The following is a 13390-nucleotide window of genomic DNA, read 5'->3' as shown; positions in this document are numbered from 1 at the left end:
AACGGAAGAAAGGATGGGAGGAATTAGCTGATTGCGCTCAAAACGTCAGGGAAGAGTACCCAGCGACACTCATTGCTCTATGAGCGGCCAGAGCACGGAGTGCATGGAATTGCGAGAAACCTGCGTCTCATCAAATCGCACTGGTTTGTCATGAAGGCGCAAGGCAGATAGCAAGACCCATGCTCCTCCCGGTGACTGCCCGAGCTTCAGCACTGTCGCCAGGTCTGGGTTTGGTAATAATTTTGGATTGGTCATTTGGGCAGACAGGCTGGTCACATCAGATTCCAGATCAAGATTATTGATGGCTTCCCACGCCTTCAGCACGCCTTTCCATGTTGTGCCCTCACACCATGAGAGTGCCATGGCTGAAACCGGTGTCCAGCCAGCACCATCGCCAATCAGCGCCCACTTTCTGGCGGGAAATGCTTGCAGCTCATTCAGATATACTGAGTTTTCTGTATCTCTTAGTGGGTGCAGGTCTTCGTTCACATGGCTACATTTCAAGCGCCAGTTCTCCAGCTCGACATGCAGCCCTGTCCAGATCTCAATTGGCGTAAAAGGGGCCAGAACAAGATTTGCTAAAAATCGTACGCTAAGAAAGAACAGAGCTAGAACATCAGGCTGCGTCTGATATTAGTCTCGGAAGTCGTAGAGGTCTGTAGGTATCATTAAATGCAAGCTCGCTATCCCAGGAATAGATACCTGTCAGATTGATGTGCTCCCATGCGAGAGGGGAAATGTGCTTGAGCAGGGTGTTGGGAATATCTCGACCTTGATCGCGGAGGTGTTGGACGATGCGGCTGAGATAAACCGTGTTCCAGTAAACGATAGCACTGACGACAAGGTTGAGACCTGAGGCACGAAATGCCTGGCCGTCAAATGAGCGATCGCGGATCTCACCGCGTTCATGGAAGAATACCGCTCGTTTGAGCTTGTGAGCCGCTTCACCTTTGTTGAGGCCTGCTCGGCAGCGTTGCCGTAAGGCAGGATCAGAATACCATTCGATCATAAACAGCGAGCGTTCCAAACGGCCCAGTTCTCGCAGGGCTTTGGCAAGAAGGCTGGGCTTTGAGGAAGAGGCCAGCTTCTTCAATATGGTTGACGGAGACACTGCTCTGGTTGTCACAGAAGCTGCCAGATGCAGCAGATCCTCCCAATGATCCAGAATGAGAGTAGTGTTGATTGGAGTACCAATATGGCTGGCGAGAGCCGGATAGGCCTCAGCCTTCTCAAAAGCATGTATCTTTCGGGTTTTTAGGTTCCGCAGTCGTGGTGAGAACCGATGTCCCGTCAGCATCAACAAGGCAAATACGTGATCACTCGCGCCGCCCGTATCAGTAAAGATCTCTTCAATTTCTAAGCGGGTTTCATGGTCATACAGTCCATCGAGCACATATAAGGCCTCACTTTCTGTCGGACTGATGGGCAAGATGCCGAAATACCCATATTGATCGGATAAGTGGCTATAAAATTTCGAACCAGGCTCATTGCTATAATGAAGGTTTACATCTCCAAGCTTTTCAGCCCGGTCGCTGGCGCGGAAGAACTGACCATCAGCTGAAGCGGTAGACCCGCTGCCCCAAAGCAGGCTGTGGGGATGTAGGGCGTGGGCATTTGCGATGCAAGCCTGTGCAGCCCGGTAGGTCTCGGACCTGGCATGGAACATCCTCATCCAACCAATTTGATGAGCGCTGATCCCTTTTGAGGCTCCAGCCATCCTTTTTGGGCCAAGGTTTGTGGCGTCCGCCAGCGTGCCTGCCAGCATGGTCGTAATGTTGTTTGGTGCATCCCCAGTGCGCACATGGGTGAACTGATCTGCAAAACCGGTCCATTCATGCACATCCCGCAAAAGATCGGGCACTTCTACATGCGGATACATCTGCGTGAGTTCCTCGTTCAGCTCCTCAACGCCTGAAGGAACATCGCTGGCCTGAGGAGTGACGATGAGTGTACCGTTCTCCAGTCGGACGTCCTTCAGCTTGCCATTGCGTGCTCGGTAGGCCAGCTGCTTGATGTTGAAGTCAAGCTGTTCCTGCATCTTCGATAGCCACGCTGCACCATCTAACGGAACGCCAAGGGCAAGATCGTTGTTGTCTTTGAGCTGAGCAAACTGAGCGGGCGGCATCAAGTGCTCTTTGATAGGGCGATACGACCGGCTACCTTCGACCCAGACATCTCCAGAACGAAGGCGATCACGCAAAACGGCCAAAGTCGCGATCTCATAAAGACGTCGATCCGGCTTTGCTTGACTGAAAATCAAACGGTGTTCCGAATTCCCAAAATGGGAACTGGGTACAGGGCGAGGCAGAACGCGCCGTCCCTCAGCATACATCTTCCCCAGCGTATCGATGGCAGTAAGCAATGGATCATACCGACGAGCAGAGCGAAACTCAAAAGCCTTGAGGAAAGAGCCTGAATATTTGCGTAATGTTCCATAGTGAGCAGCAGCCAGGGTAAGAACGGAAGCATCATTTTGTGCTACAAGCGAGCTCACACCTTGCTGCGCTTGCTCTAGCTGGAGCCATCCTACTTGACGGTCCAGCGCTGCAAGCGCGTCTTCCCCGCTTTCTCGTGCAGATTGAAGTGTTGAGATGGTCTTTAGAAACAAGCGCAATGCCTTTGACGTTTCTTTCTGGGTATCGACCTGTTGTTGCTTTTTCTTGTTGTTGGCCTGAGAGAACAGGCGCCCCATGAGCTTGATGAACATAGTCAGCGCATCATCGGTGATTTTCTGACTGAGCTTGAGGACTTGCACGATAATCATCGCCAGACGGCGGTTTGCCCTGAAATCACCAGCAAGCCAGGCTGGTGTGACATCACTCTCGCGTACCATCTGGTCCCAACGCCCTCGAGGGATTGTTGCTTGCAGATCCGGGTCAATGTGCAGCGCACGCAGGAATTCCAGCCGTTCCAATAATCCCAACAGGTTGTAAGCTCCCGGCGCTTCTGAAGCGGAGCGCAGCCAATGGAGTGGCGTCTGCCCGAGCTCTGGATCAGTCTTTAGCAACCCTTCAAGTTTAGTCTGCGTCTCTAAACTGATCCCTGAAATTAACCTTTCTTCTGCCCGGCGACGTGCTAAGGAGCGAGCGGCAAGACCAATCCGCTCTAAGGTTTCAGGCGCTGGAAGCAGGACGTCCCGCTCTCGCAAAGCAGTCACTATTGCAGAGGCAATCTCAAAGCCGCTGTCGGTTTCTGAGGCTGCATGAAGTGCTGCAGTCAAAGCTGCACGGCGATCTTCTGCAGTGGCGGGCCGCCTGGATACGTAATGCGACAGATAATTGGCATGTTCACGCCGTGTCTCTTCACGTTCTGCATAGATCTGGAACACCGCTGGATTGATGCCGACTTGCTGGGCCACATAATCCAGCATGGCTTTTGGCGGGATCTCATCCACCTGCAACACGCGCCCCGGATAACGCATGAGACAGAGCTGAATGGCAAAGCCAATCTTATTGTGGTCACGCCGACGCCCCTCAATTTCAGTCAAATCAGCCGCAGAAAGCGTATAGTGCCTGATCAGGCTTTCTTCATCTGAGGGAATGCCAAAGAGCTGAGTACGGTCATTAGGTTTTAAGAGCGTCCGGCGGGCCATATTGTGTCTCTCCCTGTTTGAAATATGACTACCACATCTGTTCAAAAACGGTGGTTTACGGACAGGGCTCCAACGCCTGTTCAAATATTAGATTGACCGCATTATGGACAGGCTTATAGTTTCGGACATCAATTTTGGACGGAACCACCACCATGTCACGCACGTCTGCAGCGCACTAAGGCTGAGGGTAAATCACTTGGCAGGCCGCAGCGCCTATCATCTCAGCAGAAGCAGGAAGCTCTTCTGGACCTGGAGAGCGGTATGAGTGTCTCCGCAACTTCCAGAAAACACGGTGTTAGCCGACAAACCACCATGCGCCTTAGAAGATATCCAGCAGTTCATGCCTGAGCCCACTCTGCTACACTGCGCTTCTTAAGCTTCAAAGCCTTTTCTCCTGGAGCCAGATGTCACTTTGCGGATGTACGCAATACCAATACGTTTAATTTGCGCTTAAGCTGAAATGAATTCATGTAGCGAGATCTTCCGTCCTCGTGAAATCACAGCAAAGCGCTTAATCTAGGTTGTGTCCTCTAGGACGGGCACGCAGTAACGTTGAACAGCTTTTGGTTTTTCCGGTTCCTCTTCTCATATATGTTCTCTGCTGGAGCGGAAAGTATGTTGGAAAATGCATGCCTTAAGAAGTATTAATAAGAATGGTCAAGACCTGATATCGACAATCTCATGCAAAAAAAGAATAAATCCTATAATACTTATGTGGCGCAAGAAAGATAATGAGTAATATTAATAAAAGCAAGTATATTCAGGAGAGGGAGAAGTACATGACATTTCTTCCGTTCGCTGCTTCTATTTATGATAGTTATGAACTTTATGTTTCATGGAGCAGAATATCTCGTTGGTTTCTTGTGATTTCAATTTTTACCATATTGATACCATCTTATCTATTTCCTCGGATAATAGCTGCTTCAAGTTTTGATTTTCTCATCCCCTATATTCATGCATTTCCATTGCTTGCTGATAGATTCTACGTCTTGAAATCAATTAATGAGCTGAGTTCTTATCAGTACTTAATTAGCTCATCGACTTCACTTGTTAGTATAATACCCCTCGCAGCTATTTTATCTATGAGTTATTTGAGATTATGCTCTGATAAGAAAATAAATATCGGAATGGCAATGCTTTCCATTCTATCTATATTTCTATTTTTATCGTCTACATATGTATTGTTATTCTTTAATCCTAACTTTTCTGTAAGTAATTATTTGGGGACATTCTATTTGTTTGTTGGGTATCCCTACCCAATACTTTGTGTGGCATACGCATTCTTCTTTTCTGCTGCGCTCTCTCAACCGATCATATTTTGTGTAAAACTGCTCAAGCTCGTTAAATGGGTGTCTCATGATTGAACTTACAATTTACAGAAAAGACGCCCAATGGGGGCGCCTTCCTAAGCCAAAACCGACTACATCTTCTGAACCAGATCTGTCAGTATCAGCTAAAGATGTTGCTAACTATTCTATCGGGGTTATCCGTGAGAGTTCAATCGCATTAGCCGAGAGTTACGGCGGGATTTCTTCAAAAGTTGCTGCAAGAGTTAATCTTTATAGTAGTACCATTTTGGCCTCAGGAGACGTAATTGCGGCACTCGGAACTGGAGACCCTCATGAGATTGCTGTGGAGACTGCCGGCTTCGGAGGAACACTCGGAGGAGCTTATTTAGGAGGGAAAGCCGGAGCTGTTGCTGGAGGCTTTTTATTGGGGCCAGCAGGCGCTATCGGTGGTGGAATTATCTTCGGTGGCTTTGGTGCGATTCTTGGCGAGAAATACATAGAAGAGTGGGTAAATAATATACTACCTTCTTCCTCGCCGTCCCCCTCCCTCGGAAGCGACTGGAACCTTCGCGGAAGTATAGACACTGAGATTCCTAGCTTTGGCAACACTGGTAGTCTGTATTCTGACCCCAATGCACTTAATGCGGGTATTCCGGTGACAATCGGCCTGCCGGAGGCAGCTGCTCCGGTCGGAGGGGTCGGGAACCTTTATTTAGATCCCAATGCTTTGAATGCAGGCACTCCAGTGTCAATTGGTTTACCTCAACCTTTTGGGCAGGCTGGTAACCTATATCATGATCCTAATGCCCTGAATGCCGGAATACCGCCAACAATAGTTTCTCGCCCACCGCTTCCTGGCGATCCGACAGATCAATTATATCATGATTTGGATGAAGCGGCTTCGTCAGGTTCTGATCGTAATACTAACAGTGCCCACCAAAGAAGCACATCGTCATATTGGAATGAGGATGGAACTGGATCGTCTACTGGTGGGGTTCAGACGGATGGAAGTTTTGCTGGCGGCGACAGCGGCAGCACCTCTTCTGATGGCTCCGATTATGGCGGAGGTGGCTGGGGGTTCGGCTCTGATGGCGGAGATGATCACGGTTATGGTGGCGACGGTGGAAGTTCATACGGTGACCCTGATGCTGGTGGTGGCGGGTCTTCTCCTGATGTCGGATCTGGCTGGAGCGATGGTGGTGTAGGCGAAACTTGTTTTGTTGCAGGTACACTGATCCTGATGGCAGATGGTTCTGCCAAGCCGATCGAACAAGTAGCCCTTGAAGATCATGTCATGGCCTTTGATGGTCTTGGTGCGCTTGAGCCGTGCGAAGTTACTGATCTGTTTGTCCATGGCAAAAGACAAGTTCTGGATGTGGATGGTGTGCAGGTCACCTCTGAGCATCCGTTCTTGCTGGCTGATGGCAGTTTCCGACCTGTTGCTGAGCTTCGGGTGGGAGATCAGATCGTTCGTGCTGATGGTTCGCTCCATACCATTGAGCAGATTGCGGACGTTGAAGGCCGTCATACGGTCTACAACTTCACAGTAGCCGAGCTGCACACTTATGTGGCCGCAGGCTTTCGGGTACACAACAAGTTTGTTGATCCGGTTATTCTTGATTTGGATGGCAATGGCATTCAGGTGACGCGGCTGGATCAGTCGACGATCTTCATGGATGCAGGTGGGGATGGTCTGGAGCATCGCACGGCCTGGGCAGCCAGTGGTGATGGGGTGCTGTTTTATGATCCCGATGGCCGCGATGCGATCACCGAAAAACGCCAGTTTGTGTTCACTGAATGGGATCCAACAGCCACCAGTGACATGGAAGCGCTGGCCTCTGTCTTTGACAGCAACGGCGATGGGGTCCTGAGTGCAGAGGATGCTGCCTTTGCCAAGTTCAAGCTGCTGGTGACCAATGCGGACGGGTCCACCAGCGTCAAAACATTGACCGAGCTTGGGATTACGCAGATCAACCTGACGGCGGATGCCTCCAACATTGAGCTCAGTGATGGCTCTGTTATCGCCGGTCAGACCACCTTTACCTGGTCTGATGGAACCACAGGCACAGTGGGCGACATGAAGCTTGCTGCATCCGACATGGGTTATCGGGTGGAACAGATGGAGAGTGTTGATGGCGCTGGCGCACGCACGCTGATTGCGACGGCCTATGAGAGCGATGGCAGCAAAGCCTATGAGATCCACTCTGTTACCAGCGCAGACGGGCTTGTCCTCACCAACCGCTATGATGACAATGGGGATGGGGTTACGAACCGGATCCAGAGTATTGTGACGGTGGTTGGTTCTGATGGCAGCCGCACGCAAACAGAGAGCAATTTTGCTGGCAGCGATATAGCCAGTGCTGTCCTGCGCAGTCGCATTCAGACCACAACCAGCGCAGATGGGAACACCCTGACCATTGAGCGCGATATGACAGGCGGTGGCTGGTTCGACCAGAACGAAGTGCGGGCAACGCAAAGCGACGGCAGCCAGATCATTACCATCAGTGCTCTAGCCCAGGATGGATCTGTAATCACCTCTCGCAGTGAAACTGTATCCAGTGATGGAACCGTGCGTGTAGATGGGCACGATCAGGATGGTGACGGGTCCGCTGATACCACCCAGACCCACAGTGTAACCGTAAACGGTGATGACAGCCGGTCTGAGACGATTGCGATTACCAATCAGGATGGCTCACTGCGCTCGCACGTCAAAGAAGATGTCAGCTCAGATGGTCGCACAAAAGTGGTTGAGCGGGATCTGGACGGAGATGGTGACACGGACACCCGTGAAGAGCTGTCAATTACGGTTGCAGCAGATGGCCAGACGACTTCTGAACTCACCATTAAGAATGGTGATGGTTCCCTGCGCAGTTCAACGACAACCGTTCAGTCTGCTGATGCGCTGACCAAGACCACAACAGCAGATCAGGATGGCGATGGCGACATTGATCTGACCATCGTGGATACCACCACGATTGCCGCAGATGGCAGCCGTGAGCAGGTAGTTACGCAGACCAACGCGGACGGGTCTGTGCGCGCTATGACCCGGGAAACACTGGGCGCGGACAAGGTCAGCCAACAGACCTTTGTAGACCTCAACCAGAATGGGAGCCTTGAGGCTAACGAGGTTGTGTCTTCAGTCGTGTCCAACTCTACAACTCAGGATCGAGTTGCCACAAGCTGGACCCGTAATGCGGATGGTTCTGTGAATGCAAAGACGGTCGCCACCACCAGTGCCGACGGTCTGCGGACCACCACACACACAGACCGTGACGGGGATGGGGATACGGATGTTGCTGTTCAAGACATCACCAGTACTGATGGAGGCGGCAAATCAACGCGAACCGTTACCACCCGCAATTCTGACGGCTCGCTGCGTTCTCAAGCAAAGGTCAGCACCAGTGCGGATGGTTTGAGTGTTACCACAACCACTGACGTAGATGGGGATGGTCAGATCGATGCCCGCACTGTTGAGGTTCTGGCGAAGGAAACCGATGGCGGTACACGCCAGACCCGTTCAGACTATGCTGGCGATGGCAGCCTGATCTCAAAACAGGTCGTGGAGGAAAGCGCAGACCGGCGCGTGAAGACCACAAGCGTTGATCTGGACGGGGATGGCAACAGTGATGCCGTTTCCATACGCACGGAGCAGACAGATGGTTCAGTCAGCCTGCATGAGACCTCTTATGCCAATGACGGCACGGCGCTTGGACAAACACTGACCACCACCAGCGCCAATGGTCTGACCACAAGCGTTGCAAGAGATCTGGATGGTGATTTATCTATCGACGTGACAGTTACAAGTATAACAGTGCTGAATACCGATGGCAGCAAAGCCACCGTACAGGAAACCCGCAATGCAGATGGCTCTTTGCGCAGCCAAAGCACGGTAAGCGTCAGTGATGACGGCCTGCAGAGCGTGACGCAAACGGATGATGATGGTGATGGCACCTTTGAGCGCAGTGTTAAGGACACCACTGTGCTTAAAGCTGACGGCAGCACCCTTCGCACGTCTGAGACCCGCTCTGATAATGGATCGCTCCTGAGCCGCACACAGGCGACCCTCAGCGATGATGAGTTAAGCTCTGTTGTTAAAACAGATGCGGATGGTGACGGCACCTACGACCTTGTCAAAACAACAGAAGCGGAGCTTCAGGTGGATGGGTCCCTTGTCACCACAGTTGAGCTGCGCGACGGTTCTGGTGAGCTGCGCACTCGTTCTGTTGAAACAGTCTCAGACAACGAGCGCTACCGTTCAAGCGAAGTCGATGTGAATGGTGATGGTCAGGCTGATCAGATCACCACGCAGACTGTTGCAGATAATGGTCAGGTCACGACATCTGTGCGCACGCAGTCAAAAGATGGCGAGTTGCAAAGTGAAAGCGTTACGCTGACCAGCGCCAATGGCCTAAGCGTCACGGAACAGCTCGATCAGGATGGTGACGGTGTCTATGAGCGCCGAACAGAAACCACCCGCAGCCTGAATGGGAATGGCTCACAAACCACCACGACCTCTTTGAAGGGGCAGGATGGTACGCTTCTGAAACATACGGTTTTGGAGGTCTCTGATGACACTTTGGTCTCCACGCGCCGTGATGACCTCAATGGTGATGGTCAGAGCGATCGAACGACCAACACTCAGAGGGTGCTTGCCGCAGATGGCAGCCAGACCACAACCAGCAGCATTAAAGCTCAAAATGGGTCGTTGCTGAGCAAGACTGTGAGCACGATGAGTGCAGATGAACGCTCTCATACACGGTCGGTGGATGTGGACGGCAATGGTCATCAAGATGAGGTTGTCAGCACCGTGATTGGTGATGATGGTGTGACCACATCTACGATGGCCTACTACTCTGAGAGCGGCGGGTTGCTGGCCAAAACGGTGCAAAGCAAAAGCGGCAATGGTCTTCAAACCAGCACAACACTTGATCTGGATGGAGATGGCGTCACAGATCGCAGCACCAGTGATGTCACCGTATTGTCTGATGATGGCAGCCGGACACAGACCGTGACCCATATGAATGGTCAGGGTTATGCGGCCGCACGTCTTGAGACACAGACTGCTGATGATGGACTGAGCGGGCAAGTACGTCTTGACCGGGATGGCAATGGTATTTTTGAAACGAGTTCTTCGTTTGAAACAGATTTTGCCAGCAACGGAGACGTGACGCGAACCACGACGACCACAGATACTGGTGGTTTATTGGTCGCAAAAACCACAGGCACCACAAGCGGTGATGGTCTGCACGTGAGCGAGACCACTGACTTTGACGGAGATGGAAACACCAACCGTTCAGTAGACCGTGAACTGGGGGCCTCTGGCGGCGGAACAGAAACGCACACGCTCAGCGCTGATGATGGACAAAAACTCCATAGCACCACGACAGTGACCAGTGCAGATGAGCGTAGCCGGACCTCTACCATCGACCTGGACGGGGATGGTGTGACAGATCAAAAGATCGAGACACAGCTGGACCTAAGCGGCAATCAGACCACGGTCCATTCTCAGCTTCGCGAAGACGGGACTGCAGGGACACTTGTTACTCAGACCACCTCTGCCAATGGGCATGAGCAATCCTATGCGTTCGATCTGGATGGCGATGGCCGTGCGGATATCTTGCGCAAGACCAGTATCTCCTATGATGAGACTGGCAATCAGGTGAAGGTGTTTGAGGAAAAAGACGGCGATGCACTCAAGTATTCCAGCACCACTGTCACATCAGGCAATGGCCTGACCGCAACAACTACGGTTGATTCCAATGGTGATGGGGAAACTGATACCACCACCGTTGATGAAACCATTTTAGGTACAGATGGCAGTACCACCTTTACCAGCACGGAGCGCAATGAGGGTGGAAGCCTGCGCTCCAGTTATCAGAAAGTCACCAGTGCAGATGGCCGGACTGTCTCAAAGACTTTTGATTTTGATGGTGATGGCAGGAAAGACAAAACAGAGGTCACCAAAACGCTGGCAGATGGCAGCAAGACCGTCACAGAGACGGCTTACAGTGCGAACGGTTCAGCTCAAAAGAACTTTGTGACCCAAACCTCATCTGACGGCCTAACCACCACGATCTTGCGTGAGGGCATCACGCAGACCATCGCACGTTCAGTGTTGAACGATGGCAGTTACACCTGGGACAACGGGGTAAGTGCGTCTTCAAGCAATGAACATATCAAAGTGAGCCATGAGATCGATGCCCATGGTCTGGAGACCTGGCGCATAGAAAAGACAGTTGATGGCTCAACCACGGTAACCTCACAGCGCTTTGATGAGGCGGCAAAAAACCGTTTGCTGCAAGAAGCTGCTCAAATCTATGACAGCGTGCTCGACAGAAAGATGGACATCTCTGAGATTGAGATGCTTGTCCAATACGCGGACAACAGCCAGCTCAATCACACTGCGCTGGCGCAGGGCCTGCTTGATTCCGATGAGTACACCACCCGCTATGGCACTTTAAGTGATGCTGGCTTTGTCGCAAGAACCTATCAAAGCACACTTGGCCGGGAACCTGAACTTGCAGAACTGGCGGAGCATCTTGAAGACCTTAACGCAGATACACTCACCCGCGCACAGCTCAGCGTAGATCTGGCCCGGTCCGTAGAACACAAGGTGACCGGCAACAACACCGGGCAAACCAACAACGAAGATGTCTTCCTCTTTGATCTGGAAAAAGAAGAAGACCTGACTGCGTCTTTTGGCGTGGAAGGGCTGAACGTCACCACCAACGACATGAGAGTGCTCATTGGAAACGACACCAATGAGACCATCCACGTCTCAACTCAGGAGGCGGCCTTTGGTGGCAAGGGTAATGATACCATCACGGGCAATGACAAAGAAGACATTCTGGTTGGCGGTGAGGGAAACGACACGCTAAAAGCCGAAGATGGGAATGACACTCTTGCTGGGGGCAAGGGAGATGATCTCCTCGAAGGGGGCAAAGGCGCAGACACCTATCTCTTCAGCAGAGGTGATGGCAAAGACACAATCAAAGACGCAAGTGGTGAGAAATCCTCTTCAGGGACCGTCCTTGGAGTTTCTGTGCTTTCAGGATTTACCTCGAGAGGGTCTTCATCCGGGGGAACTTTATTTACCCCCTCTCAGGCAGAAATTGCCACTGACGTAATACGCTTTGCTGATGGTATTGAGCTTGAAGACATCACCTTGAAAAGAAGTGGCGATGATCTTCTGATCTATATCTTGCCGAGTGATAGCCATGACCAGCCTCTCAGCGGGGTGGAAGATGTTATTCGGATTAAGGATTGGGATAAAGCCTCTTACCGAATTGAAAGCCTGCAATTTGCCTCAGGCGTCTCAGTACCACTATCTCGTTTTTCGAGTAGCTTCCGGAAAGCTGCTGAGGGCGCTACTGTCTCAGCCTCAAGCGGGCATGATTGGATTGAAGGGGCAGCTGGGAATGAGACCCTCAAAGGTAAGGATGGCAATGATTATTTGATTGGCCGAGAGGGCAACGACATCCTTGATGGTGGTGATGATTATGACAGCCTCTTTGGTGGCGAAGGAAACGATACGCTTAAAGGTGGAGGCCATAATGATCTTCTGGTTGGAGGCGTTGGAGACGACAATCTGCAAGGTGGCGCAGGAGATGATACTTACATCTACTCTCGCGGTGATGGCAAAGACACAATCTCAGACCAACACGGCTCTGATGACCTCCTCATTCTGACAGATCTCAAGCTCGATGAAGTCACACTACGCACTGAAGGCAAAGATCTGATCATCTATGTGCTGGACCCAGATAATCCAGATGCTGCTCTTGCCGATCTCTCCGACAGCATTCGTATCAAAAACTGGAATACAAAAGCAACCTACACCACTGTCTCAAGCTTTGGAGGAAGTGGATCTTCCAGTGCTCAAGCAAATCTATTCAACCTTGCTGAGTATGCTAATCGCATCGATACCTTGAGATTTGCTGATGGATATGAGCTCAAACTTGGAGAGGTCGACAACACCTCCGTTACATCGTCCTCTGCTTCGCAGGACCGCATCCGCCTTGATGGCACGGCTCAAAACGATTTTATTGTTGGCGGAAAAACATCTAACCTCATCTATGCCGGTGCTGGCAACGATTTCCTCGATGCGGGTGGATACTCTGGCTCATGGCAACATTTGCTCGGCCAGGAAGGAGATGACACCTATCTGATTGGAAAAGATGATGGGCAGCTCTGGATCTCTCGTAGTGCCGAATGGTCCAGCAGCGGGACGGATATCCTGCACTTCAAGGACCTAAAACTTTCTGATCTTACAATCGACAGTTTTGATTATGAAACACAAGGTCAGGTCCTGCGCTTCTCCTGGGACAAAGACGGTCAGCCCGGAGAACTGCGTATTGCAGACATGGGCCAGCACATTGAGCGCTTTGAGTTTGCTGACGGGACGAGTTTGAGCAAAATTGAACTTCTGCAAGACGAACGCATAAGACTGGATGGCACAGCTTCGGACGATGTAATTATCGGAGGCAATGTCAGCAACATCATTAATGCCGGT

At 51.4% G+C, this 13390-nt stretch carries 4 protein-coding genes; 2 read left to right on the top strand and 2 right to left on the bottom strand.

The features are described 5' to 3' along the window. Positions 1-69 precede the first annotated feature (69 nt). Together PsAD5_RS07480 and PsAD5_RS07475 are read right to left on the bottom strand one after the other, a co-directional pair. Complete coding sequence (locus PsAD5_RS07480) at positions 70-504, bottom strand: hypothetical protein (protein ID WP_153040706.1); 435 nt, start codon at positions 502-504, stop codon at positions 70-72. 112 nt (positions 505-616) lie between these two features. Then, positions 617-3592 (bottom strand): Tn3 family transposase, encoded by a 2976-nt coding sequence (locus tag PsAD5_RS07475; RefSeq protein WP_063291635.1) that lies wholly within the window; start codon positions 3590-3592, stop codon positions 617-619. 165 nt (positions 3593-3757) lie between these two features. On the opposite strand from PsAD5_RS07475, the gene PsAD5_RS28800 reads away from it, so the two are divergent. Together PsAD5_RS28800 and PsAD5_RS07465 are read left to right on the top strand one after the other, a co-directional pair. Beyond that, positions 3758-3940: a helix-turn-helix domain-containing protein gene (locus PsAD5_RS28800; protein ID WP_446737481.1), complete on the top strand. Its 183-nt coding sequence runs from the start codon at positions 3758-3760 to the stop codon at positions 3938-3940. Between the two features lie 1008 nt (positions 3941-4948). Next, positions 4949-13390 (top strand): DUF4214 domain-containing protein (locus PsAD5_RS07465; protein ID WP_063291633.1); only part of this gene is annotated, 8442 nt, incomplete at its 3' end.

It is taken from the genome of Pseudovibrio sp. Ad5 (assembly GCF_001623095.1).
Classification (GTDB): domain Bacteria; phylum Pseudomonadota; class Alphaproteobacteria; order Rhizobiales; family Stappiaceae; genus Pseudovibrio.
Note: the sequence above shows the minus strand (reverse complement) of the source record. Positions and strands in the feature narration are given on the sequence as shown.